General features: G+C 71.2%; 22 protein-coding genes. 5 read left to right on the forward strand and 17 right to left on the reverse strand.

The annotated features are described in order from the left end of the window. The first annotated feature begins 390 nt into the window (after window positions 1–390). Both BJ969_RS18230 and BJ969_RS18235 read left to right on the forward strand, forming a co-directional pair. Window positions 391–1,305: a DedA family protein gene (locus tag BJ969_RS18230; protein ID WP_184480297.1), complete on the forward strand. Its 915-nt coding sequence runs from the start codon at window positions 391–393 to the stop codon at window positions 1,303–1,305. A gap of 337 nt (window positions 1,306–1,642) precedes the next feature. Further along, complete coding sequence (locus tag BJ969_RS18235; protein ID WP_184480299.1) at window positions 1,643–2,383, forward strand: 1-acyl-sn-glycerol-3-phosphate acyltransferase; 741 nt, start codon at window positions 1,643–1,645, stop codon at window positions 2,381–2,383. 5 nt (window positions 2,384–2,388) lie between these two features. Here the strand turns inward: BJ969_RS18235 and BJ969_RS18240 are convergent, their stop codons facing one another. From BJ969_RS18240 to BJ969_RS18275, 8 genes are all read right to left on the reverse strand, one after another. Continuing rightward, on the reverse strand, window positions 2,389–3,195 hold the full coding sequence (locus BJ969_RS18240; RefSeq protein ID WP_184480301.1) for an N-acyl homoserine lactonase family protein: 807 nt from the start codon (window positions 3,193–3,195) through the stop codon (window positions 2,389–2,391). Then, entirely contained in the window at window positions 3,192–4,343 is a 1,152-nt protein-coding gene (locus BJ969_RS18245) for a zinc-binding dehydrogenase (protein WP_184480303.1), read from the reverse strand. Before BJ969_RS18245 ends, BJ969_RS18240 begins: the two co-directional genes overlap by 4 nt. Continuing rightward, complete coding sequence (locus tag BJ969_RS18250; RefSeq protein ID WP_184480305.1) at window positions 4,340–5,737, reverse strand: MmgE/PrpD family protein; 1,398 nt, start codon at window positions 5,735–5,737, stop codon at window positions 4,340–4,342. The genes BJ969_RS18245 and BJ969_RS18250 overlap by 4 nt, the downstream gene beginning before the upstream one ends. Further along, complete coding sequence (locus BJ969_RS18255) at window positions 5,734–7,131, reverse strand: MFS transporter (protein ID WP_184480307.1); 1,398 nt, start codon at window positions 7,129–7,131, stop codon at window positions 5,734–5,736. Before BJ969_RS18255 ends, BJ969_RS18250 begins: the two co-directional genes overlap by 4 nt. Window positions 7,132–7,329: 198 nt before the next feature. Next, entirely contained in the window at window positions 7,330–7,830 is a 501-nt protein-coding gene (locus BJ969_RS18260) for a flavin reductase family protein (protein ID WP_184480309.1), read from the reverse strand. Continuing rightward, entirely contained in the window at window positions 7,830–8,141 is a 312-nt protein-coding gene (locus tag BJ969_RS18265) for a DUF4387 domain-containing protein (RefSeq protein WP_184480311.1), read from the reverse strand. Before BJ969_RS18265 ends, BJ969_RS18260 begins: the two co-directional genes overlap by 1 nt. Beyond that, window positions 8,138–9,490 (reverse strand): acyclic terpene utilization AtuA family protein, encoded by a 1,353-nt coding sequence (locus tag BJ969_RS18270; RefSeq protein ID WP_184480313.1) that lies wholly within the window; start codon window positions 9,488–9,490, stop codon window positions 8,138–8,140. The genes BJ969_RS18265 and BJ969_RS18270 overlap by 4 nt, the downstream gene beginning before the upstream one ends. After that, complete coding sequence (locus BJ969_RS18275) at window positions 9,487–10,836, reverse strand: NtaA/DmoA family FMN-dependent monooxygenase (protein WP_184480315.1); 1,350 nt, start codon at window positions 10,834–10,836, stop codon at window positions 9,487–9,489. Before BJ969_RS18275 ends, BJ969_RS18270 begins: the two co-directional genes overlap by 4 nt. Window positions 10,837–10,960: 124 nt before the next feature. Between BJ969_RS18275 and BJ969_RS18280 the strand changes: the two genes are divergently transcribed. Further along, window positions 10,961–11,764, forward strand: coding sequence for an IclR family transcriptional regulator (locus tag BJ969_RS18280; RefSeq protein WP_184480317.1), 804 nt, complete (start codon window positions 10,961–10,963; stop codon window positions 11,762–11,764). Between the two features lie 332 nt (window positions 11,765–12,096). Here the strand turns inward: BJ969_RS18280 and BJ969_RS18285 are convergent, their stop codons facing one another. Together BJ969_RS18285 and BJ969_RS18290 are read right to left on the reverse strand one after the other, a co-directional pair. Beyond that, window positions 12,097–12,513 (reverse strand): CBS domain-containing protein, encoded by a 417-nt coding sequence (locus BJ969_RS18285; protein ID WP_184480319.1) that lies wholly within the window; start codon window positions 12,511–12,513, stop codon window positions 12,097–12,099. 326 nt (window positions 12,514–12,839) lie between these two features. Then, entirely contained in the window at window positions 12,840–14,651 is a 1,812-nt protein-coding gene (locus BJ969_RS18290; protein WP_343071475.1) for a thiamine pyrophosphate-requiring protein, read from the reverse strand. Between the two features lie 425 nt (window positions 14,652–15,076). Between BJ969_RS18290 and BJ969_RS18295 the strand changes: the two genes are divergently transcribed. Further along, entirely contained in the window at window positions 15,077–15,526 is a 450-nt protein-coding gene (locus tag BJ969_RS18295) for an anti-sigma factor antagonist (RefSeq protein ID WP_184480323.1), read from the forward strand. A gap of 11 nt (window positions 15,527–15,537) precedes the next feature. Here BJ969_RS18295 and BJ969_RS18300 read toward each other — a convergent pair whose 3' ends face one another. Then, window positions 15,538–15,678: a hypothetical protein gene (locus tag BJ969_RS18300; RefSeq protein ID WP_221315873.1), complete on the reverse strand. Its 141-nt coding sequence runs from the start codon at window positions 15,676–15,678 to the stop codon at window positions 15,538–15,540. Window positions 15,679–15,849: 171 nt separating this feature from the next. On the opposite strand from BJ969_RS18300, the gene BJ969_RS18305 reads away from it, so the two are divergent. Further along, window positions 15,850–16,455 (forward strand): methyltransferase domain-containing protein, encoded by a 606-nt coding sequence (locus BJ969_RS18305; RefSeq protein WP_184480327.1) that lies wholly within the window; start codon window positions 15,850–15,852, stop codon window positions 16,453–16,455. A 75-nt stretch (window positions 16,456–16,530) separates the two neighbouring features. Here the strand turns inward: BJ969_RS18305 and allB are convergent, their stop codons facing one another. The 6 genes from allB to BJ969_RS18335 form a co-directional block, all read right to left on the reverse strand. Further along, window positions 16,531–17,901, reverse strand: a complete 1,371-nt coding sequence (gene allB, locus BJ969_RS18310) for an allantoinase AllB (RefSeq protein ID WP_184480329.1) — start codon at window positions 17,899–17,901, stop codon at window positions 16,531–16,533. Between the two features lie 324 nt (window positions 17,902–18,225). Further along, window positions 18,226–18,885 (reverse strand): FCD domain-containing protein, encoded by a 660-nt coding sequence (locus BJ969_RS18315; RefSeq protein ID WP_184480331.1) that lies wholly within the window; start codon window positions 18,883–18,885, stop codon window positions 18,226–18,228. 112 nt (window positions 18,886–18,997) lie between these two features. Beyond that, entirely contained in the window at window positions 18,998–20,680 is a 1,683-nt protein-coding gene (gene gcl / locus BJ969_RS18320) for a glyoxylate carboligase (protein WP_246456955.1), read from the reverse strand. A 366-nt stretch (window positions 20,681–21,046) separates the two neighbouring features. Beyond that, window positions 21,047–21,964, reverse strand: a complete 918-nt coding sequence (locus BJ969_RS18325; RefSeq protein ID WP_343071715.1) for a 2-hydroxy-3-oxopropionate reductase — start codon at window positions 21,962–21,964, stop codon at window positions 21,047–21,049. Continuing rightward, on the reverse strand, window positions 21,964–22,764 hold the full coding sequence (locus BJ969_RS18330) for a hydroxypyruvate isomerase family protein (protein WP_184480337.1): 801 nt from the start codon (window positions 22,762–22,764) through the stop codon (window positions 21,964–21,966). Before BJ969_RS18330 ends, BJ969_RS18325 begins: the two co-directional genes overlap by 1 nt. A gap of 586 nt (window positions 22,765–23,350) precedes the next feature. After that, window positions 23,351–24,073 (reverse strand): aspartate/glutamate racemase family protein, encoded by a 723-nt coding sequence (locus BJ969_RS18335; RefSeq protein ID WP_184480339.1) that lies wholly within the window; start codon window positions 24,071–24,073, stop codon window positions 23,351–23,353. Window positions 24,074–24,111 lie beyond the last annotated feature (38 nt).

The following is a 24,111-nucleotide window of genomic DNA, read 5'->3' on the forward strand; positions in this document are numbered from 1 at the left end:
ACGGACGCCACCCACCGCCGAATCTCCCCACCTCCCCCGCGACCCGAAATTGATCCACACTGGACCTGTTCGATTTCCCTTCACCCAAAAGGAAAATCATCCGGACCTCAGCACGACATGTCCCGCGCCCGCGGAAGCCGACGGCCACCGCGTTCCAGCAGCGGCACGGACGGCGGCCACCGCGCGCACTCGGGCCGCCGAGCCGCGTGGCCGCGGAGTGTGACGGGGGACACCGTTTTCGGGCGCGGAAGTCGCTTGTCCATGCCGCTGCGGCATAGTCGAAACTGCTCCCAGATGAGGCGCACGGGTCTCCGTTCGGTCGACCGCCTCGCGCAGGCCGGACGAACTCCTCGCCGCATCGAGGGGGTATTGGAAGCACGAAGGAGAGACATGACTGGTGCAGGCCGCAAGCAGCAGGAGATCGGGCTGGAGGGTGACACCGCCCCCTCCCTGCGCGTGCCGACCGGGGGCGAGCTCCACGGCGCGTCGCACACGCCCGCCGCGTCGGCGGGCGACGCCCCGGAAGCCGGATCGGACGCTCCGGCGGAGAAGAAGAAGCGGTTCCGCTGGCGCAGCAAGGACTACACGCCGGAGGAGCTGGAAGAAGCCCGGCAGGCGTTCCGCGACCAGATGCCGTGGGACCACCCGATGTCGCGCGGTGACAAGTTCCTGGTGTTCGCCACGTTCGGCATCGTGGTGCTGATGATGGCGTCGATGCCGTTCCGGCCGTTCCTGATCGCCTCGCATCCGCTCGCGCTGAGCGCGGTGACCGGCAGCCTCTCGGCGATCGGCGCCGGCGCGGCGTTCGCCCGCGTCGGCGACGCCGAGCTGTGGCTGGTCGTCGCGGCGGGCGTGTTCGGCATGATCAAGTTCGACTGGTTGTTCTGGCTCGCCGGCCGCAAGTGGGGCGCGAAGATCATCGAGTTGTGGGCGCCGGGCGAGTTCGGCAAGCGGTTCGTCGCGCGGGTCCAGTCCTGGCCGCGCTGGGCGATGCCGCTGGTGCTCATCGTCGCCGCGCTGCCGGGCATCCCCGCCCCCGCGGTGTTCGCCGTGGCCGGGCTGAGCGGGATGGGCCTGGTGTCGTTCCTGATCTTCGACGCGGTCGGTGCCGCGCTGATCGCGGGCCTGGTCGCGGGCCTCGGCTACGGAGTCGGGCAGCACGCCGTCGACTTCGTCCTGATGATCGACGACTACGCCCTCTACATCACGCTGGCGCTGGTCGTCTGGGTCTCGATCCAGGCGGGCTACAAGGGCCACAAGAAGGACCAGGAGAAGAAGAAGCAGAAGGAGCAGCAGGCGGCCTGACCGCCCTAGCTCCCCGACGGCCGCCGCGCCCCCTCCGCGATGAGGGGCGCGGCGGCCGTTTCACTTTTGACGGGCGGGGTTTTCGCCTCCGCGTCCACGCGATGTGCTGCCGTGGCACCGGAAGACGGCTCAGCACGCGACGCTCCGGCCCGTGCCGCGTGTCGTGGCCGCTAGCGACCTTGGTGGTCGTCGAACGCCCCGGCGAACACCGTTCCAGCGGGCCGCACACCATCACCGATCGTGACTTCACCGCCACCGAACGGGGCGACCACCTGGGAAAATGTGACGGCGGCCCCAGGTGGTCCTGCGTGAACTTACGGGTGCGTAGCCTGACTCCGTGGCTGAGATCGTGTACCCGCCCGTCGTGCTGGCGGCCAAGACCATGTTCCGCGTGCTGGACAACCGGCTCCGCGTGACGGGAACCGAGCACATCCCGCGCCAGGGGGGCGCGGTGATCGCGTGCAACCACGTCAGCTACCTGGACTTCATCTTCTGCGGCCTCGGCGCGCAGCCCGCGAAGCGGCTGGTGCGGTTCATGGCGAAGAAGGAGATCTTCGACAACCGGATCGCCGGTCCGCTGATGCGCGGCATGCACCACATCCCGGTGGACCGGGCCGCGGGCAAGGGCTCCTACGACGAGGCGGTCGAGCGGCTGCGCGCGGGCGAGGTCGTCGGCGTGTTCCCCGAAGCGACCATCAGCCGCTCGTTCACCGTCAAGCCGATCAAGTCCGGCGCGGTCCGGATGGCCGCCGACGCGGGCGTGCCGGTCGTGCCGATGTCGCTGTGGGGCACCCAGCGGCTGTGGACGAAGAGCCGGCCGCGCACGCTCACCAAGCGCCACGTGCCGATCCACATCCACGCCGGTGAACCGTTCCAGCCCGGCCCGGACGACGACTTCGACGCCCTCACCCAGGACCTCCGCACCCGCATGGCGGCGATCCTGGACGACCTCCAGGCCGGGTATCCGGACCGGCCCGCGGGCGAGGACGACCGCTGGTGGCTGCCCACCCACCTCGGCGGCACCGCCCCAACCCCGGACGAGGCGGCCGCCCTCGACGCCCGCCCCGGCAACGACTGAGGGTCTCACCCCGCCGTCGGTGCCACGTCCAGCCTGCGGATCAGCGGGTCGTCGGGCAGGGCCCGCGGGTAGTGGCGGGAGACCGCCGGGTCGTGGCCCGGGATGACCTGGCCGGGGGCGAGCGCGTCGAGGCGCACGGACGTGTCGCAGTAGTCGTCGGTCCGCACCACCACCGAGAACGGCGCGCCGTCGGGGGAGTCGCCGCCGACGCGGTTGTCCAGGTAGTGCCGGGCGTCGGAGGCGAGCACGACGGGGCCGCGCGCGGTCGGGACCCGCACCGCCTGCGAGCCCGGCGTGTGGCCCGCCGCGGGGTGCACCGTGACGCCGGGGGTGACCTCGTACTCGCCTTCGCGCAGCCGCACCCGCCCGCGGTGCAGCAGGGCGACGAGCTCGCAGACCTTGTCCGCGTCGTACGGGCGGCGCAGGAAGCGGTGCGCCATCGACGGTCCGGTGGCGTAGGCGAGTTCGGCCTCCCGCACGTGGAACGTCGCGTTCGGGAAGGCTCCGAGGTTCCCGGCGTGGTCCCAGTGCAGGTGGGTGAGCACCACGTCGGTGATCGCCGCCGGGTCGAGGCCGAGCCGGCGCACCGACTCCGCGGGGTCGCGCTCGTAGTCGATGCCGCGCCGGCGCGCCGTGGCCTCGTCGGCGCCGACGTCGACGAGGACGACGTGCTCGTCGGAGACGGCGAGCCAGCAGAAGCAGTGCAGCGACTGGTCGGTCTCCGGGTACCGGAACCCCGGGGTCGGCGCGTAGTTCTCCGGCGCCGTCCGGTGCCCGATGCCGTAGCGCAGGGCGTAGAGGCGGTAGGTCATGCCGATCGTGCTCCTCTCGCGGCGATGTCAATGACGATGCGACCGGGGAACCCGGCGTGCAGCCGCGCCATGCCTTCGGCGACCTCGGACAGCGGGATCGAGGTGGACGCCGCGAGCCGGTCGACCGGCAACCGGCCCGCGCCGTGCAGCGCGGCGTAGCGGGGCACATCGCGCCGCGGCACGCCGGAGCCGAGGTAGCTGCCGGAGACGGTGACGTCGTGCGCGACGAGTTCGGCGGGCGGAACGGGCCAGCGCGCCGCCGGGTTCGCCAGGCCGACCATGGTGAGCCTGCCGCCCCGGCGCAGGCCGCGGTACGCCGATTCCACCGCGGCGACGGCACCGGCGGCTTCGAACGCGTGGTGCGCTCCGCCGCCGGTGGCCTCCCTGATCCGCTCCGCGGTCGACTCGTCCGCGTGCAGGGCCAGGTCGGCCCCGAGTTCCAACGCCCGTTCCAGGTGCGCGTCGTGGCGATCGACGGCGATGATCGGCGCGGCTCCGACGGCGCGCAGTCCGAGCACCGCCGCCAGCCCCACCCCGCCGCAGCCGAACACCGCCGCCGACTCGCCGAGTCCGACCCGGGCCGCGTTGACCACCGCGCCCACTCCGGTGCTGACCGCGCACCCGAGCAGGGACGCGGTGCGCAGGTCCGTTCCCGCCGGTACCGGGATGACCGAGGCGGCGTCCACCACGGCCCGCTCCGCGAACGCGGACACGCCGAGGTGGTGGTGCACCGGTTCCCCGTCCGCGTCGCGCAACCGGCGTCCGCCCGCCGCGAGCTCGCCCGCGGTGTTGCCCGCGTGGGCCCGCGAGCACAGCACCGGGCGGCCGTCGCGGCAGAACCCGCACCGCCCGCAGGACGCGACGTAGGTGAACACCACGGGATCACCGGGGCACACTTCCGTCACCGACCGGCCGGTGCGCGCCACGACCCCGGCGGCCTCGTGCCCGAGCACCATCGGCAGCGGCCGGGGCCGATCGCCGGTCAGCACCGACAGGTCGGAGTGGCACAGCGACGCGAAGTGCACGTCCACCAGCACTTCGCCGTCGCCGGGTTCGTCGAGCCGCACCTGTTCGACGGACAACCGCGCGAAGTCCGGTTCGGGGCCCGGTTCTCCGCGCAGCACCGCCGCGCTGATCGTCGTGCTCACCGCCGCACCTCCGCGTCCAGCGACATCACCAGTGAGTCCACATCGGACTCGACGCCGAGTCCCCGCACGGTCCGCGCGACCGTTTCCGCCTGCTCGCGGGACGTTCTGCGGGTCGCGTTGCCGAGGAACTTCGCCATCACGTCCTCGTCGGTGAAGCGGTTTCCCGGCGTGCCCCGGCTCGCCGTGACGCGGCGGGTGATCTCCCGGCCGTCCCCGAGGTGCAGCCGGACCTCGCCGGGGAAGCGCGCGGGGTAGTCGCTGTCCGGGTCGGGCGGGCACTCGACGAGCCGCGCCACGGCCAGCACCTCCGGGTCGTCGAGCGGGTCGTCGTAGAAGGTCGCGAGGTCCAGCCTGCCGCGCACCAACACGCTCGCCACCGCGTACTGCACGCTGAACATGGCGTCGTAGGTGGTGGCGGGCGCGATCTTCACCGCGGCCGGTTCGGTCACCTCCGGCATCACGCCCGGCGAGGTGGGGCAGACGATCCGGGTGACGTCGGCGGCCCGCACCGTGGCGACCCCGAGCTCGTCGAGCACCTGGAAGGCGGCGTCGGCGAAGGCGTGGGTGAAGTGGCAGCACGGGTAGGGCTTGTAGGCGGTCTCCGCGGTCATCCAGCGCTCGCCGAGGGTGTCCAGCCCGAGTCCCGCCGCGTCGGGGACGAACCCGAGGTGCGTGGCGAACAGGCCCTTGGTCCCCTCGAACACCGTCACCGGGCCGCTGAACCCCGACTCGGCGAGGGTGAGCGCGATCAGCCCGGAGTGCGCCGCCCAGCCGGGGTGCACGCGCTTGAGCCAGGAGTTGCGGATCTCCAGCAGCCCACCGGCCTGGCTCCCGCAGAGCCCGAGCGCGTTGCGCACGGTCTCCGGTGCGACGCCTCGGATGCTCGCGGCCGCGCACGCGGCGGCGAACGTCCCGGCGATGCCGGTGGGGTGGAAGCCGCGGGCGTGGAACCGCCCGGCCCCGGCCTCCGCGATCCGGCAGCCGATCTCCATGCCGAGCACGTAGCCCAGCAGCAGCCGCCTGCCGCTCGCCCCGGCCTCCTCCGCCGCCGCGAGCGCGCCCGCCAGCGCGGGCGCGGTGGCGTGGTAGACGGCGCCGACGTGGGTGTCGTCGAAGTCGAAGCCGTGGATCAGCGTGCCGTTGACCAGCGCCGCCGACGGAGCGGGCAGCGCGGTGCCGTATCCGACGGCGTGCGCCTCCTGGCCCGAGCCGAGGCGCTGGGCGGCGGTGTGCACGGCGTCGCCGAAGTTCATCGCCGACGAGCCGAGCGCGCTGCCGAGCGCGTCGAGGACGTGGTTGCGGGCATCGTGGAGCACCGCGTCGGGGATGTCGTCGAAGGTCGTGGCCGAGACGAATTCGGCCATGCGGGCGGACAACGTCTGCGGTGCGGTCATGCGCGCTGCTCCTCCGGGTGATCGACGGTGTCGGCCAGGCGGCGGCCCGTGGTCCGCTCGCCGAAGAAGAAGATGACGAGGCCTTCGCACAGGATGAACAGCGCGGCGGCGATGAACGCGCCGCTGAACCCGGCGAACGCGAACACCGCGGCGATCAGCACGCCGTTGACGGTGCCCGCGAGCCGCCCCATCCCGTTGGCCAGCCCGGCGCCCGCACCGCGCAGCGCGGTCGGGAACACCTCGGGCAGATAGCTGTAGATCACGGCGGTGTTGGTCTGCAGCAGCACGGTGGCGACGAACCCGCCGAGCACCACCAGCCACAGCTCACCGCTGACGGCGAACACGACGATCGCGGCGCCGCTGACCGCGGCCAGCACCAGGCTGACGGTCTTGCGCTCCCAGCGGTCGGCCACCAGCATCCCGGCGAACGCGCCGGCGAACGGCCCGATGGCGAAGATCGTGGTGATGGTCAGCGTGGTCTCGTGGCTGTAGCCCTGCTCGACCAGCAGCGTCGGCACCCACGCGTTGAAGCCGTAGAAGCCGAGGATGTCGAAGACCATCACCAGCGAGGCCACGATCGTGATCTTGCGGGTGCGACCGCGGAGCAGTTCGGTGACGGGCACCCGCGAGCGGCCCCGCACCGGCTCGGCGTCGAGCACGACGTCCTGGTCGGGTGTGAGGCCCGCTTCCCGCTCCAACTTCGTGATGATCACGTCGGCTTCGGCTTCGCGGTCCTGGACCAGCAGCCAGCGAGCCGACTCCGGCAGCTTGAACCAGGCCGCGATCGCCGGGACGATCCCGACGGCGGCGACGACGAACGTCCAGCGCCACGAGTCCGGGCCGATCGGCACCAGCAGCCGCGCGGCACCGGCGATGAACGGCACGCCCAGCAGCCCGATGCCGAGCATGAACGCCTGGATCCGCCCGCGTTTGTGCTGCGGGAACATCTCGGCCACGTAGACGATCAGCACCCCGGTCACGGCCTGCACGCCGAGTCCGCTGAGCAGCCGGAACACGCCGAGCAGCGCGAGGTTCGGGGCGAGCGCGCACAGGATCGACGCCACCGAGTAGAAGAGCGTCGCCGTGATCACGACGCGGCGGCGGCCGAACCGGTCGGCGAGCCGCCCGCCGACGATCGCGCCGAAGAACATGCCCATGAACGACAGCGAGGTGAGGTGGCCGACCTGCGCCACCGACAGGTCCCACTGCTCGCGGATCGCCGGTGCCGCGTAGGACAGGACGTTGAGGTCGGCCAGGTCGGCGATGAACAGGCTGCCCAGCAGCACCATCCAGGTGCGGTGCGTGCGGGTCGTCTTCGTCAACCGGTCCAGGCGCGCGACGAGCACGCGCCGTTCGTCGGGGGCCGCGGGTGCGGCGTCAGCAGTGCTGTCCATGACTCTCCTTTGAGCACGGGAAGAACACCAGCGGTTTCGTCGAGGAACGCGTCAGGGCCTTTCGAGATCGGTCGGGTGGCGCGTTCCCCGTTCGGGGTGAACGGCATCGTCGAGCGCCGTCCCGTCAGCGGCGGAACCGCCGAGCGGCGACCGGCTCGGCACCCGCCCCGCCGCGCGGGCCACGATCAACGCGGGCCCTCAGCCGATCGACAGCGATCGGTACTTCCCGCCGTGGAACACGAGCGGTTCGGCGGCCGGAACGGTCGCGGTGGCCAGGACCCGGAGCAGGACGATCCGGTGGTCGCCCGCGGGCAGGTCGTCGTGCGGGGCGCACTCGAACCAGGCGACCGCGTCGTCGACGTGGACCGCTCCCCCGCCGGTCGAGCTCCACCGCGTCCCGGCGAACCGGTCCACGCCGCGCGCGGACAGGCGGCGGCACAGCTCGTCCTGCCCCGCGCCGAGCACGCTCAGCCCGAGGCGCGGCAGCCCGGCCAGCACCGGCCACGTCGTCGAGGTGCGCTGCACGCACACCGACACCAGCGGCGGGTCCAGCGACACCGAGGTGAAGCTGCTCGCCGCCATGCCCACCGGGACCTCGCCGTCCAGCCCGCACACGGCCAGCACCCCGGCGGGCACGGTGCCGAACACCTGCCGCAGCCCGGTGGGATCCGCGACCGGGCGCAGCCGCGGCCCGCCCATCACGGCACCTCCACGTCGAGCAGCGGGGCGTGCTGCTGCGCGCCGAAGGTGTCGCGCTCGCCCGCGCCGCCCTGGTCGCCGAAGCGGACCAGGGTGAGCTTGAACGCCAGCGCGGGTGCGAAGAACGTGCACACCCGCACGTGCGAGACGTCCGCCCGGTAGAGCCGCGCGAGGCGTTCGGGGGTGAGCACGCCGCTGTCGCGGACGCGTGCGAAGGTCGCTTCGTCGGTGAACATCACGTCGAAGGTGATCTCGTGCGGTCCGGCGTTCTTGCTGCGGATCACCTTCGCCAGCTCGCGCAGGGCGGTCATGCGCCCACCTCCTCGCGCACCACGGCGTGCTCCAGCCCGTCGGCCTCCATCAAGTGGTAGAGGCTGAACGCGCACACCGGTCCGATCGGGTTGTCCAGCGGGGTCAGGGGCAGCGCCAGGTTGCCCGCGGTGGCGAGCTGACCGGGGTAGTTCAGGTGCAGCACCCCGATCCGCGCGCTGGTGCAGATCGCCTTGGCCGCTTCCGGGGTCTCCGCGACGACCTCGCCGAGGATGCCGACTTCGTGGCCCGGCACCGGGTTCGGTTCCCGCTGCCCCATCACCGCGTCCCGGCCGTAGACGTGGAACCGCACGCTCGCGGACCCGGCCGCAAGTTCCGGGTGGAGCTCGGCGGTTTCCGCTTCGACGCGCGCCAGGAAGTCGTCCAGCTGCCCGATGAGCACGGGGTCGTGGATCCCGCCGATGAAGATGCACCGGTGCCCGGTGATCGCGGCCCCCTCCACCTTGATCAGCCGTCGCGGTGTGGGCTCGAACCTGCTGCCGCTGACGCGCACCGTGCGCTCGTCGAGCTGCTCGTACGCGCAGCCGCCGACGTCGAGCACGCCGCCCGGGCCGGCGAGCAGGTCGGGCCTGCTGTTCTCGTAGAGCGTGTGCGCGGCCACCGACAGCGGAGTGCACCGCTGCTCCGGTCCCATCGGCTTGATGTCGAAGGAGTCCGCGCGCGCCGTCGCCAGCGCACCGCCGCCCTTCGGCTCCGCGCAGACACCGCCGCATTCGAGGATCTTGCCGATGTGCCAGGCGATTCCCGGTTCGATGCCGCGCGGCACGAGGAACGCCGCGTACGGCGCGGGGTCGTAGGCGCGTCCGGCGACGACCACGTCCACCGGCCCGGACAGGGCCGCTTCGAACGGTTCGGCGCCGATCTGCGCCACCACGGCCTCCGACGAGTCCACATCGGACTCAGAGGGCAGTTCGCCGCGCGCGTTCGGTTCGATCCTGCCCTGCGCCAACCGTTCCCGGACCACCGAGCGCGGCAGCTGCGAGTAGATCGCCGCGACGCGCAGCGCGATGCCCTGTTCCACGGCGATCCGGCGCAGCAGCTCGACCATCTGGTCCACCTGCTCGTCGGTGCCGGCCCCACCGGCCGAGCCGATCAGCAGCGGAATCCGGTGCCGGTGCACCGCGCGCACCATCGGCCGCAGGTCCCGCAGGTAGGACTCCTCGGTGACCAGGGTGTGCCCGAGCCCCAGCATCGACGGCCCCGGATCGGTGGAACCCGAGTCGACGACGATCGCGTCCACTCCCGCGCGCACGCAGGACTCGAAGTCCGCTTCCCGGTAGCCGTAGCCGAGCATGCCCGTCGGCGTCAGGACGGTGACCTCGCCGCTCATACCGCGACCTCCGCGGGCATCGGCAACCCGAGGTTGCCGCGCAGCGTGTCCGCGGCGTAGTCCTGCCCGACCAGCCCGCGCCGCCGCAGCTCCGGCGTGATCAGCCGCGAGAAGTCGTCGTAGCTGCCGGGCACCGAGGCGGCGGCGATCACAAAACCGTCGCCGCAGGTGCCGTGGAGCTCTTCCAGCCGGTCGGCGACGACGTCCGGGGTGCCCGCCACGATCTCGGCCTCGCGGAGCCTGCCGCGCCCGGAGAACTCCACGAAGTCCCGCACCGACGGATTCTCCTTGCCGCTCAACGTGATCACGCGGTCGCGCAGCCCCTGGTAGGACATCACGCGCAGTTCCGCGTCGGTGAACGGCTCCTCGTAGGGGCGCTTGCCGAAGTCGGTGTTGAGCGCCTCGCACAGCAGCGCCAGCCCGTCCTCGTCGCGCGCGAGACCTTCGAGCATCGCCTGCTTGCGCTCCACCAGCTCCGCCGTCTCCGCCGTCACCACGTTGATCAGCGGCGCGATCACCACCGAGTCCGGATCGCGACCGGCGTCCTCGACCCCTTGCCGCAGCCGGGTGTAGGTGCGGGCGCCGGATTCCACGTTCGCGAAGTGCGTGAAGATCACGTCCGCCCAGCGGGCCGCGAACGCCTGGCCGCGCCCGCTCGCCCCCGCCTGCAGCAGCACCGGCCTGCCCTGCGGCGAGCGCGGCACCGGGAACGTCCCGTGCGAGGTGAAGAACTCGCCCTCGTGCTCCAACCGGTGGACCTTGGCGGGGTCGGCGAACTCGCCGCTGCGCTTGTCGAGGATCAGCGCGTCGGACTCCCAGCTGCCCCACATGCGGGTGACGATGTCGACGAACTCGTCGGCCCGCTCGTAGCGCAGGTCGTGGTCGAGGTGCTCGGTGCGCCCGAAGTTCGCCGCCTCCGAGTCGTTGAGCGAGGTGACGATGTTCCACGCGGTGCGCCCGCCGGTCATCAGGTCCGCGGTGGCGAAGTGCCGGGCGACGTGGAACGGCTCGTAGTAGGTCGTGGAGTAGGTCGCGGCGACGCCGAGGTGCCGGGTGGCCATGGCCATCGCCAGCATCACCACCGTCGGATCCATCTTGACCGAGCGGATACCGTGCCGGACCGCCAGTTCGTGGCTGCCGCCGTAGATGTCCGGCATCGCCAGCCGGTCGTCGAAGAACGCCAGGTCGAACCCGCCGTGCTCCAAGGTGCGCGCGATCCGCGTGAAGTAGTCCGCGGTCAGGAAATCGCTCGCCGAACCCGGTGCGCGCCACGAACCGACGTAGTTGGAACAGTTCTGCGCCTGGAGGAACGCGATCAGCGCCATGTTCCGCCGTGAGCTCGTCATCAACACTCCTGGATCTGCTCTGCGCCCGGCCTGCCCGGCGGGCCCGGTGGATTCACAGCGTCGGCGAGCCGTGGCAGCATCACCAAGCGGAGTGACAGCATCTGCAACCAACGAGGGTGGCGGGATGGACGACGAGCTCTCCGGGCCGGCGCGCGTGCTGCACGTGCTGGAGGCGCTGGCCGGTCTGGAACAACCGGCGAACCTGGACGTGGTGGCGGCCAAGGCGGGGTTGAGCAAGTCCAAGGCCTACCGGTCGCTGCGGGTGCTCCAGGACGAGGGCTACGTCGACCACGTCGGCCGCAGCGGCTACCGCGTCGGCAGCCGCGCCGTGGCGCTGTCCTCGCTCATCGGCCCCCGACCGGCGCTGCTGCGGCTGGCGAGGCCCGCGATGGCCCGGTTGGCAGCGAGCGCCTCGGAGACGACGCACCTGCACCTGCGCAGCGGGACGCACCGCGTGGTGATCATGTCGGAGGATCCGCCGCACAACCCCGACCGGCTCGGCAGCACCGTCGGGGAGCGCTCCCCGCTGACCTCCGGCTGCGGGGGCACGTCGATCCTGGCGTTCCTGCCCGACGATCAGGCCCGCGAAGTGCTGCGCGGCGACGGCACGCCCAAGCGCAACGGCCTCGACGCGCTGCTGGCCCGGATCCGCGAGACCGGGTACGCGCTGTCGTTCAGCGACAACCACCCCGCGCTCAACGGCATCGCGGCCCCGATCTTCGACCCGGACAGCGGCCGGGCGATCGGATCGATCTCCATCGCCGGGCACGAGAAGCGCCTGCCGGAGCGCGCGCTGCTGCGGCTCGTCGACCCGCTGCGGGCCGCGTGCGCCGACCTGGCGCCGCGGCTCGCGGCGTTCCTCGGACCGAACTCCTCGGCCCGCCTCACCCCACTGGACGTCACCGTGCAGAACCTGCTGCCGGATTGAGGTTTCTCGCGGGTGGCCTTCGTAGCGGGTCGCTCAGCGGAACCTCAGTGGCTTCCTCGCTGCGGGATCTTTTTCCCAAGTGGCTCCGCCACGAGGGAAAAAGCTGTCCTCGCGAGGAAGCCACTGAGAACCCGCCGGTGGTCTTCTTGCTCAAGCCGGTCACCGCTCAGCGGCTTCGCCGCCGACAGGGCGCCGATCAAAAGATCTTTCTGCAAGGACCCTTGTCGTGCCGCGCCTCGGCGGATTGTCCGGAAGTTGTTGAGGTGGAACGGTTTTCTGCTTTTCGCGCACTGCCGCCCCGGTCCTGGTTCAGGGCCGGGGTGGGGGCCGGGTCAGGCCATCGACAGCGCATCGACGAGCCGACCGGCGTCGGGGTGCGAGAGGTTGCGGGCCACGTCGGCGATCGAGACCATGCCCACCAGCTTGGATCCGTCGATCACCGGTAGGCGCTTGACCTGGTGCTCGATCATCACGTCGAGCAGTTCGTCGACGGGGTCGTCGGCGCCGATCGTCACGGCCGCACCGTCGTTGAAGCTGCCCGAGTTCGTCTGGCCGGGGTCCTTGCCGGTGCCCAGACCGCGCACGACGATGTCGCGGTCGGTGAGCACGCCCTTGACCTTCTGGTCGGGCCCGCAGATCGGGAGCGCACCCACTCCCAGCCTGCGCATCTGCTGCGCCGCCAAGGCCAGGCTGTCGTCGGTCGCGACGCATTCGGGTTGTGCGGTCATGATTTCCCGTGCGGTGGTCATCGCGTCAGCACCTCGATCCTGCGTGGGTCCGCAACGTCGGCCCCCCGGGTGCCCGCTGACCGAGCCCCCAAACCTCCCCACCCGAGAATCCCCACCCGGTGACCCCGGCTCCAATTTCGCGAGAAATTGACGACCCACCCCCTCGGAAGCGCCCCCGAAAATGCAACTCCACCAGCACGAACAACCGTTGATCTCGTATCGGGGGTGGCGCAATTTCTCGCGAAATTGCGGGGAGTTGAACCAGGTGCGGCGCGGTTCGGCGGGTGACCGGGAAGCGGGCGGGAACTCGCCGGATGTCCGTCCATTGTGGCCAGTTTCCGGTGCGTTCACGAGCTCGGTGCTTGGAGCACCGAGCGGGCCTTCGCTCCCACGGTTTCGCGGATGCCGTCGGCGATGATCCGCAACGCGTCGGGATCACCGGCCAGCTGGGAACGGGCCGTGTTCAGCGCCTGCGACACCGTCACGTGCGGCGGGATCATCGGAACGGCCGCGTCGACCTGGGCATCGATCACGGTGGGGCGGTCCGCGGTCAGCGCCGCGTCCCACGCGGCACCCGCCTGCTCCGCCGCGTCCACCCGGATTCCGCGCAGTTCCAGCAGATCCGCCCACTTCGCGTACGGCACCTCGGGCAGGTGCTGGGCGTCGGGGAACGGCTTGTCCCCCAGCATCGCCCGCGTTTCCCACGTGACGTAGGAGAGGTCGTCGTTGGACAGCACGAGCACCGCGAAGCGCGGATCCGCCCACTCCCGCCAGTACTTCGCGACGGTGATGAGCTCGTTGACCCCGTTCATCTGCATGGCACCGTCCCCGACGAGGGCGACCACGGGACGCCCCGGGTGCGCGAACTTCGCCGCGAGCGCGTAGGGCAGACCACCGCCCATCGACAGCAGGGTGCCGGACACGCTGCCCAGCATCCCCGGCCGCATCTCCAGCGTGCGCGCGTACCAGCTCGTCGCGGTGCCGCAGTCGGCGGAGACCATGACGTCGTCGGGCAGCCGCGCGGACAGCTCGCGCACCACGAACTCGGGGTTGAGACCGGAGGTGTCCGCGGTCGCCCGCGCCTCGCTGTAGGAATCCCAGCGCCGGGTCCACGTCTCCACGTGCTCCCGCCAGCCGCGATCCGTCCGCTCGCGCAGCAACGGCAGCAGCGCCTCCAAGGTGGCGGCGGCGTCGCCGACCAGGTTGACCTCGGTGTCGTAGCGGGTCCCGCACCGCGTGCCGTCCACGTCGATCTGCACCGCCCGCGCTTGGCCGGGCGCGGGGTAGAACTCGGTGTAGGGCATGGTCGAACCGACGATCAGCAAGGTGTCGCACTCGCGCATCAGGTGCCAGCTCGCCGTGGAGCCGAGCAGCCCGATCGGGCCGGTCACCCACGGCAGTGCGTCGTCGAGCGCGGTCTTGCCCAGCAGGGCCTTCGCGACCCCCGCGCCCAGCCGCTGCGCCACTGCGGTGAGTTCGTCGCCCGCGCCGAGAGCACCCGCTCCCGCCAGGATCGCGACCTTCTCCCCCGAGTCGAGCACCTCGGCCGCTTCGCGCAGCGCCACCGGGTCCGGCGTGGTGATCGACGAGCTCGGCACCGACGACGTCCGGTAGTAGCCGTGCTCGTGCGGCGGCTCCGGGACCGCCTCCATTTCGAGCACGTCGCTGGGCAGCACGAGCGCGGTCACCGTGCGCTGCGCCAACGCCGTGCGGCAGGCCCGGTCGACGAGGTGGCGCACCTGGCTGGGCACCGCGAGCTGCTCGCAGTACGCGCCCGCGACGTCCTTGTACAGGCTCAGCAGGTCGACTTCCTGGTAGTAGCCGCCGCCGAGCGCGGTCTGCGCGGTGTGCCCGAGCAGCGCGACGACCGGCTGGTTGTCCAGCTTCGCGTCGTAGAGCCCGTTGAGCGCGTGGATCGCGCCCGGTCCGCTGGTCACCGCGCAGCACCCGATCGCGCTGCCGCCGTACTTGACGTCGGCGCAGGCCGCGAACGCCGCGGTCTCCTCGTGGCGCACTTGGACGAACTCGGCGGACTCGCGGGTCCGCAGCGAGGTGAAGATCCCGCCGATACCGTCCCCGGGATAGCCGTAGTAGCGGTGCACGCCCCACTCGGCCAGGCGGGCGAGGATGTGGTCGGCGACGGTGGTCGGAGCACTCACGGGTGTCTTGGCCTCCTCGTTCGCGGCCGGCCGCAAGAACCTCTGCTCGGAGCACGCGGCCGGCGAGTCGTGATCAGTGCTTACCCGCGCGCACGGGGAGCTACACATGCACGGTTGCGCGCGCTCGGCACGCGACGCGGGTGGCCGGGGCCGCTGCCCGGCGATTTCGGCGCCGCAGCGGCACATCCGCGTGGTGAGCGGGCACACCGGGAGTTGGACAAGACCGCCTCCCCGCTGGGACGGTGAAGTCGGGCGCGCCGAGCACCCGGCCCGCCTGAACGAACGCGACAGCCTGATCGGAGTGTTCGCGTCGGTTCTCACTTCGGGATTCGACGTCCCGCGCGGGGCGCACGGCGCGAGACGATGATGTCGTTACGGGATCGTCTGTTCCCTTCGTTGGCTGCCCCACCGTCAAGGAGGCAGTCGTGACCGCTTTCTTCCCGCACGAGACCACCACCGCGTTCGGCCCCGCTCGCGGGCCGATCGACCCGGTGGCCGCCGCTTCTCCCCCGGCTTCCCTGGAGTTGGGATCGTCCCGCCCCACCAGCGCCGCCGCCGTGGTGCACGTGGCGGGCGAGCTCGACGCCGAGACCACTCCGCGCCTGCACGAACTGCTGGCGCCGCGACTGTCCTCGGACGCCGAGACCGTGATCATCGATCTGTCCGGGCTGCGCTTCCTCGGCGTCACCGGCCTGCGCCTGCTGGCCCACGCGCACCGGAGCGCCACGAGCCGCTCCACGGCGCTGCGCCTGGTCGACGGACCGGTCTGCGTGGACCGCGCGCTGCACGCCGCGGGCTGGACCGGCACCGTCCCGACCTACCCGAGCGTCGCCGCCGCGCTAGCCGCCACGACGCGTTTCCGCGCCACCGGCTGAAGTTCCGCGGTTCAGGTACCCGCGGTGAGCTCGACGACGTTCTCGCCGGGGCGGCGTCCGGGGCCCGCGCTGAAGGGGACGAGGGCCGACGAGACCACGGTGGACGCCGCACTCTCGACCCGAACGAGCCGCTGCCCCTGCAGCCTGAACAACTTCACCCTCGCCTGCCACGTCCAGGCCGCGTCCGGGACAACGGACTCCGGTCGGCGCTAGAACGGTCGCGAAGATCAGTTGCTGCGCCCTGGTGGGCGACGAACCGCCCGCCGCCTCCCTGGCGTGGACCCCGATCAACCTTGCGGTGGGCGTCTGTGAAGATACGGCGGGTGACTGTCGAACGTGCGAGTGCGGCCTACGGGCAGCGTGCCGCGGAGTACACCGATCTCCTCGGGAACATCGAAGCGACCGCCGCCCCCGACCAGGACCTGATCGGCGCTTGGGCGCACGCGCAGCCGGACGGGCCGATCCTCGACGTGGGATGCGGACCGGGCCACTGGACGCATTGGCTGCACGAGCAGGGAATCGACGTCGCGGGAGTCGATCCGACAGCGGAATTCCTCGACGGCGCCCGGGTTCGCTTCCCCGACGTCCGGTTCCGGGCGGGGCGCGCGGATCGGCTCGACGTCCCGGACGCCGGTCTCGCGGGCGTCCTCGCCTGGTACTCGCTGATCCACCTGCACCCGGACCGGATGCCGGCGGCGCTCGCCGAGTTCGCCCGCGTCGTCGAGCCCGGCGGCGGACTGCTCGTCGGATTCTGCAACGGCCCCGAGCTGGAGCCGTTCGACCACGCGGTCACCACCGCGTACTTCTGGCCGATCGAGGTGCTCAGCCGCGCGATCGAGGACGCGGGCTTCACCGTCGTCGACCACACCACCCGTGCGGATCCGGGAGCACGACCGCACGGCGCGATCTCGGCTCACCGCATCGGCTGACCGGCTCCGCCCGACCGCGCGATGTCCCCGCAACTTGGGGACATCGGCGGAAAGCGACCGCTCAGGCGGTGGGCCTCAGGCGTCGCCGCGGTTGAGGAGTCGGCCGTGCGGGCCGGTCGTCTCGACGTCCGGGCCGACGATGCGGCGCCCGCGCAGCCAGGTTCCGCGCACGACCCCGGCCAGCGGACGCCCGTGGTACGGCGAGACGGGGTTGCGGTGGCGCAGCTTGCCGACGTCGACGACGAAGGCGTCGTCCGGCGCGAACACGCACAGGTCGGCGTCGTGGCCGACCGCGATGGCGCCCTTGCGGCGCATCCCGGCGACCTCGGCGGGCTTGCGCGACATCCAGTCGACCACTTCGGCGAGGCCGCGTCCGCGCACCCGCGCCTGCGTCCACACCGCGGACAGGCCGAGCTGCAAGCTGGACACCCCGCCCCAGGCGACGCCGAAATCGCCGCTGTCGAAGCGCTTCAGCTCCGGCGTGCACGGCGAGTGGTCGCTCACGACGCAGTCGATGATCCCGTCGACGAGCCCCTTCCACAGCAGCTCGCGGTTGCGCGCCTCGCGGATCGGCGGGCAGCACTTGAACTGGGTGCCGCCGTCGGGGATCTCCTCGGAGGTGAAGCTCAAGTAGTGCGGGCAGGTCTCGACGGTGATCTTGACACCGTCGGCGCGCGCGGAGGCGATCATCGGCAGCGCGTCCGAGGACGACAGGTGCAGGATGTGCACGCGGGCACCGGTGCGACGCGCGAGCTCGATGACCTGCGCGATGGCGACGTTCTCCGCGCCGCGGGGCCGCGAGCTCAGGAAACCGCCGTAGTCCTCGCCGTGCGCGGTCGGGGCGTGCTCGATCGCGTCGGAGTCCTCGGCGTGCACGATCATCATCGCGTCGTGCCGGGCGAGCAGCTGCAGCGCCTCGTCGAGCTCGGCCGGGCCCAGCGGCGGGAACTCGTCCACGCCGGAGTGCAGCAGGAAGCACTTGAAGCCGAAGACACCGGACTCGTGCAGCTCCCGCAGTTCACCGAGGTTGCCGTGCACGGCGCCGCCCCAGAAGCCGACGTCGACGTGGACCTTGGGCCTCGCGGTGTCGCGCTTGAGCTCCAGGGCGGCGGCGTCGATCGTCGGCGGGAGGCTGTTGAGCGGCATGTCGACGAGCGTGGTGATGCCGCCCTCGGCGGCGGCCCGGGTGGCGGTCTCGAAGCCCTCCCACTCGGTGCGGCCGGGGTCGTTGACGTGCACGTGGGTGTCGACCAGACCGGGCAGAAGGACCTCGTCCTCGGCGAGTTCGACGACCTCGGCGGCGTCGAGGGCCGCGTCGAGCGGTTCCACGGCCGCGATGCGCCCGTCCCGGATGCCGACGCTGCCGGACGTCTCCCCGTGCGGCCCGATGAGCCGATGCGCGCGGAACACCACGTCGAACGCCGATCCGGTGGCTGATTCGGCCACGCGGCACCTCCCTGAACCCGCTCACCCACCGCCCAGCGGACAAAACTTTCCGCAGAACGAAAGTATATCTACACGTATACGCAACCTAGAAGCGAGGTGAGCCCGAGTCAAGGGACCAACCACCCCCAACGCGCCTTGATCCTGTCAGCGGCGAAGCCGCTGAGCAGTGACCACGCACGCAGCCCGACCACCCGCGGGTTCTCAGCGGGCTTCTCGCGAGGACAGCTTTTTCCCTCGTGGCGGAGCCACTTGGGAAAAAGATCCCGCAGCGAGAAGCCCGCTGAGGTTCCGCCACCCGGACACCTCGCCAAAGCAAGAACAAATTCAGAACGTCATACGCTGCAGGACCATTGTTCGGCTTGCTTGGACATGGCGTTGCGCGACTTCCCACGCGCGGGCGCCGTCGCCCGCCGCGACCGCGGCGTAGAGCTCGTCGTGCTCGGCGCACACCCGCTCCGGCTCCGGGTTCACCCGGAACAACCACGCCAACCGGCCGTGCAGCGGTTCCAGCATCGACGTGAGGAGTTCGTTGCGGGACAACGCGATGACCTCGTCGTGGAACGCGGTGTTGGCCTCCGACATGGCGTCCACGTCCGACGAGTCCAGCGCGGCGCGCGCCTGCGCGGCCAGCCGCCCCAGCCGCCCCACGTCGTCGGCGTCGCTGAGCTGCGCCGCGAGCTTCGCGGCCAGCGCCTCCAACGCCTCGCGGACGTCGAAGAGCTCTTCCAGCTGCCGCCGGTCCAGGCTCCGGACGAACACGCCGCGCCGCCGCGGCAGCACCTCGACCAGCCCCGCGCTCTGCAGCATCCGGATCGCTTCGCGGACGGGCACCCGGGACACGCCGAACTCCGCGGCGAGCTCCTGCTCGAACAGCCGGTCACCGGGACGGAGGTGACCATCGCTGATCCGCGCCTGCAGCGTGCCGTACACCTGGTCGCGCAGCGGGACGCGCGCCTCCGCGTCCGGCTCTTCTGTCACAGGCACAAGTTCCTCCTCGCCGGCTGTGCCCACCAGCGTAAGGCGTCCTCCCGGCGTGATCCCCGCAGCGGGGCGGGCGCGGCCCGCGGGTGCGGTCACCACCCGCGGGCCGGGGAACTCAGCCGAGCGGCACCTCCTCGGGTTCGATCATCGCGTCGATCCGGATGCCGCGCGGGGTGTTCGCCTCCCGTTCGATCATCACTTCGACCAGCACCGGGCGGCTCGTCGCCACGGCCTCCTTGCGGGCCCACTCGATCGTCGTCGCGAGCTCACCGGGTTCGAACACGCGCCGCCCGGAGCAGCCGTAGGCCTCCATCACCTTGACGTTGTCGGTGCCGTGGGTGTCGTAGTGGATGTCGACCTCGGTGTTCATCTCGTACCCGAGTTCCGCCTGCCGGATCAGCCCGAGGTACTCGTTGTTCAACATGATGATCACGAACGGGATGTCGTACTGCGCGGCCACGGCCAGCTCCTCGACGAGGAACTGGAAGCCGTAGTCGCCGACGACCGCCGCCACCTCCGCGCCGGGCTCGGCGGACTTCACGCCGATGGCCGCCGGGATCTCCCAGCCGAGCGGGCCCGCCTGCCCGCACACCTGGTAGTGGCGGGGCTTGTGCGCGGTCTGGAACTGACCGGACCAGATCTGGTAGAGCCCGATCGCGGTGACGAAGTAGGTGTCCGGGTCGAACAGCGCGTTGATCTCCCGGAACACCCGCGGTGCCTTGATCGGCACCGCGTCGTAGTGGTCGGGCCTGGTCAACGTCCGCTTCAGCTCACCGACGCGCCCGGCCCACGAGCCGTAGCGCTTCGTCGGTCCGCGGCGCTCGACCGCCTCCAGCAGCGCCGTCAGGAACAGGCCCGTGTCGGACACGACGCCCAGGTCGGGCCCGAAGACCTTGCCGATCTGGGTCGGCTCGATGTCGACATGGATGAACTTGCGCGCCCCGCGGTAGACCTCCAGCGCGCCCGTGTGCCGGTCGCCGAACCGCGCGCCGAGCGCCAGCACCAGATCGGATTCGAGGAACGATTCGTTGCCGTAGCGCTGGCTGGTCTGGATGCCGGTCATCCCCGCGAACAGCTCGTGGTCCTCCGGGAACGAACCCTTGCCCATCAGCGTGGTCTGCACCGGGATGCCGAGCCGCTCGGCGAGCTCGCGCAGCTGCTCGTGGGCGTCTCCCAGCAGGACCCCTCCCCCGGCCAGCAGCAGCGGCCGGTCCGCTTCGAGCAGCATGTCCAGCGCCTTCTCCACCCGTGGCGGGTGCGGGTGCACGGCGGCGACGGGCAGCGGCGCGTCGATCTCGGGGTCCCAGTCGATCTCCTGCTGCTGGACGTCCAGCGGCAGGTCGATCAGGACCGGTCCGGGACGTCCGGAGCGGGCGGTGCGGAACGCCTCCCGGAAGATCCACGGTGCTTGGGCGGCTTCCTTGACCTGCACCGCCCATTTGGTGACGGGCTTGGCGATCTCCACGATGTCGACCGCTTGGAAGGCCTCCTGGTGCAGCTTCGAGGACACCGCTTGGCCGGTGATGCACAGCATCGGGATGGAATCGGCCTGCGCGGTGTAGAGGCCGGTGATCATGTTCGTGCCCGCCGGGCCGGAGGTGCCGATGGCGACGCCGACGCGCCCGTTGGTCCGCGCCCACCCGTCGGCCATGTGGGTGGCGCCCTCCTCGTGGCGCACGATGAGGTGCTTGATGTCGCGGTGTTCCAGCGCCGCGTACAGCGGGAGGATCGCGGCGCCGGGACAACCGAACGCCGTGTCGACTCCCTCGGATTCCAGGACGTCGACCACAGCCTGCATGACAGGGACTTTGGGCATGGTGTAGGAATTCCTCTCGGATGTGGCGCTTCGGACGCGCATCTGCCAGAACGGGTCGGCGGCACTGATCGCTTGGCGGCATTGGAGCCGCCGACTCGTTTCTCTTCTGTGCTGGTCGTGCTTCCGCTGCTCTGCGAGTTCGTGCGGATGGCGCCTGGTCCGTTTCTTGTCAGCGGCGGAGCCGCTGAGCAGTGACCAGCCAGAGCAAGGTGACCACCGGCGGGTTCTCAGCGGCTTCCTCGCGAGGACAGCGATTTCGCTGTGTATCGGACATACATCAGAAATCGATCCCGCAGCGAGGAAGCCGCTGAGGTTCCGCAGAGCGACCCCCTACAAAAGCCATCGAACTCAAGAGCGGCCGTTCAGCTGGGTGATCTGCTTCAGCAGGGCTGAGTGGTCGAGGGCGCCGTCACCTTGAGCCACAGAAGCGGCGACGAGTTGGGCGACCAGGGTGCCGAGGGGTGCGGTGAGGCCTGCTTCGCGGGCGGCGGCCTGCACGATTCCCATGTCCTTGTGGTGCAGTTCGAGGCGGAAGCCGGGGCCGAACTCGCGGTCGCGCATCTTCGCGCCCTTGGCGTTGAGCACGCTGCTGCCCGCGAGGCCGCCGCCGAGCACGTCCAGTCCGGCCTCGGTGTCGACGCCGTGCGCCTCCAGGAACACCAGCGCTTCGGCGAGCAGGCCGATGTTGCCCGCGACGATGAGCTGGTTGGCCGCCTTCACGGTCTGCCCGGCACCGGCCGGTCCGACGTGGACGATCGTGGCGCCGACGGCGCCGAGCACGTCCTCGGCGGCGGCGAACGCGTCCGCCGCACCGCCGACCATGATCGACAGCGTGCCGTCGATCGCCTTGGGCTCGCCGCCGCTGACCGGCGCGTCGAGCGCCCGCACCTCCCGCTGCGCCGCGGCTTCGGCGACGCGGCGGGCGGTGTCGGGGCGGATGGTGCTGCAGTCGACGAGCAGCGCGCCCCGCTGCGCGTGGGCCAGCACGCCGTCCTCGCCGAGCACGACGGCTTCGACGTCCGGCGAGTCCGGCAGCATGGTGAACACGACCTCGGCGCCCGCGACCGCCTCGGCGACGCTGCTTGCGGCGGTGCCGCCGTCGGCGACCAGCTGGTCGACCTTGGCCCGGCTGCGGTTGTACCCGGCGACCTCGTGCCCGGCCGCGACCAGGTTGGCCGCCATCGGGCCGCCCATGATGCCCAGGCCGATGAATCCTATCTTGCTCATCGTCGTGGTGCCTCCCTTTCCCTGCGGTGTGCTGCGGATCAGCGCGCGAGCCAGCCGAAGCTGTCCGCGCTGGCCCCGCTCGGCTTGTACTCGAGGCCGAGGTACCCGGTGTATCCGGCGGCGTCGAGCGCGGCGAAGTAGTGGTCGAAATCGATGTCCCCGGTGCCCGGTTCGCCGCGGCCCGGGGCGTCCGCGATCTGCACGTGGCCGATGTCGTGCGCGCGCCGCTCGATCACCGCGTCGAGGTCGTCGCCGTTGACCGTCAGGTGGTAGAGGTCGAACAGCAGCCGCAGGTTGTCCACGCCGCCTTCCTCGTGCACCCGGTCGACGACCCGCAGCGCGTCCGCGGCCGTCAGCAGCGGGTAGGTCGGCACGCCGCTGACCGGTTCGATGAGCACTCGCCCGTCGATGCGCGCGGTCGCCGCCGCCGCGCGGATGAGGTTCTCGGTCGCCACGTCGTCCTGTTCGGACGGTGCGACGCCGTCGATGCGGTTGCCGTAGAGCGCGTTGAACGCGCGGCAGCCGAGCCGGTCACCGATGCCGACGGCGACGTCGAGGTTGTCGAGGAACTCGCCGGCGCGCTTCGGGTCGGACAGCACGCCGCGCTCGCCGGACGGCAGGTCTCCGGCGAAGAAGTTCAGGCCCACCAGCGCGACGCCGGCGTCGGAGACGGCCCGCACGAACGCGTCGACCTCGCGATCCGAGGGCACCGCGGCCGGGAAGGGCCACCAGTACTCGACCGCGTCGAACCCGGCGGCCTTCGCCGCCGCGGGTCGCCGCAGCAGGTCGAGTTCGGTGAACAGGATCGAGAGGTTGACGTCGTACCGGACGGAACTCAAAGGAACCTCCCTCGATAGATTTCACATTGCGAAATCTTTATTTTGTATAGTGATAGATTAGCGAACGCGGTTTTGCCGGTCAACGCTTTTCAGCACACCGGGGAATGACGACATCGCCATCGGTGACACGTCGAGCCGCCGCAGCGACGAACCCAGAAGTCGTTGCGGTGCGGGAAGTTCACGGATCGACGCAGGACGAATGACCGTCCACTGTGGCCATGAATGGAATCGCGCGCGGCGCTCGCCACGGCCGGGCGCGCAGCGGAACTGGCCGCACCGGGAATCCCGGTGCGGCCAGCCGTGGACTCAGGGCCCGTTCAGAATGATCTTTTGATCGTCGTCTTGTCAGCGGCGGAGCCGCTGAGCAGTGACCAGCCAGAGCAAGACGACCACCGGCGGGTTCTCGGCGGCTTCCTCGCGAGGACAGCGATTTCGCCGTGTACGGCATACATCAGAAATCGCGATCACACCGGCAACGGACAGCGAGGAAGCCGCTGAGGTTCCGCTGAGCGACCCGCTACGCAGGCCATTCGGAAAGGACCCCTTAGAATTCGCTTCCCCCTGCGCGGAAGCGGGCAGGACGATCTCAGGGGCGGGGCGGCCAGTTGGTCATCTTCTTGGGGCGCGGCGGGGCGTACGTCCGCACCTTCGACGTCGTCAGCCCCAGCCGGACGAGCGATTCCGCGATCGTCACCGCCGCCGTGACCCCGTCGACCACGGGCACCCCGGTGCGTTCCACCACGCGCTCGGCGAGCCCCGACATGCCGCCGCACCCCAGGCAGATCACCTCGGCCCGGTCGTCCTCCACCGCGCGCACCGCCTGCTCGGCGATGGCGTCGACGGCCGCCGCCGGATCGCGGTCCAGGTCCAGCACGGCCATGCCGCTCGCCCGCACCGACGCGCACCGGTCGCTGAGCCCCGCCGCGCTGAGCCGGTCCTCGATCAGCGGAACCGTGCGGTCCAGGCTGGTCACCACCGAGTAGGAGCGCCCGACGAACTGGGCGGTACTCGCGGCGGCCTCGGTGATGTCCACGACCGGGACGTCGAGCAGCTCCTGCAGCCCTTCCCTGCCGTGCTCGCCGTACCCGGCTTGGATGACGGCGTCGAACGGTTCCGGGTAGGCCCGGACCGCTTCCATCACCGCGACCGCCGCGAGGTAGCTCTCGTAGTTGCCCTCCACGGATTCCGCGCCGAAGGACGGCGTCAGCGGCACGATCTCGGTGCCGGGGGCCGCGACGCCCGCGGCCTGCTCGCCGATGGACTCGGTGATGGTCGCGGTCGTGTTGACGTTGACGACGAGAATGCGCACGGTCCTACTCCTCCTCCAGCTGTGCCGGGCGTTCCCGG

Source organism: Saccharopolyspora gloriosae (genome assembly GCF_014203325.1).
In the GTDB taxonomy this organism is placed as follows: Bacteria; Actinomycetota; Actinomycetes; order Mycobacteriales; family Pseudonocardiaceae; genus Saccharopolyspora_C; species Saccharopolyspora_C gloriosae.

Bases quoted from the DNA above. Each gene is read 5' to 3' on its own strand.
- BJ969_RS18250 (WP_184480305.1), bottom strand. From the start codon at position 5,737: ATGACCGCACCGCAGACGTTGTCCGCCCGCATGGCCGAATTCGTCTCG.
- BJ969_RS18265 (WP_184480311.1), bottom strand. From the start codon at position 8,141: ATGACCGCCCTGCGCGAGCTGGCGAAGGTGATCCGCAGCAAGAACGCC.
- BJ969_RS18270 (WP_184480313.1), bottom strand. From the start codon at position 9,490: ATGAGCGGCGAGGTCACCGTCCTGACGCCGACGGGCATGCTCGGCTAC.
- BJ969_RS18230 (WP_184480297.1), top strand. From the start codon at position 391: ATGACTGGTGCAGGCCGCAAGCAGCAGGAGATCGGGCTGGAGGGTGAC.
- BJ969_RS18260 (WP_184480309.1), bottom strand. From the start codon at position 7,830: ATGGGCGGGCCGCGGCTGCGCCCGGTCGCGGATCCCACCGGGCTGCGG.
- gcl (WP_246456955.1), bottom strand. From the start codon at position 20,680: ATGCAGGCTGTGGTCGACGTCCTGGAATCCGAGGGAGTCGACACGGCG.
- BJ969_RS18285 (WP_184480319.1), bottom strand. From the start codon at position 12,513: ATGACCACCGCACGGGAAATCATGACCGCACAACCCGAATGCGTCGCG.
- BJ969_RS18255 (WP_184480307.1), bottom strand. From the start codon at position 7,131: ATGGACAGCACTGCTGACGCCGCACCCGCGGCCCCCGACGAACGGCGC.
- BJ969_RS18280 (WP_184480317.1), top strand. From the start codon at position 10,961: ATGGACGACGAGCTCTCCGGGCCGGCGCGCGTGCTGCACGTGCTGGAG.
- BJ969_RS18275 (WP_184480315.1), bottom strand. From the start codon at position 10,836: ATGACGAGCTCACGGCGGAACATGGCGCTGATCGCGTTCCTCCAGGCG.
- BJ969_RS18240 (WP_184480301.1), bottom strand. From the start codon at position 3,195: ATGACCTACCGCCTCTACGCCCTGCGCTACGGCATCGGGCACCGGACG.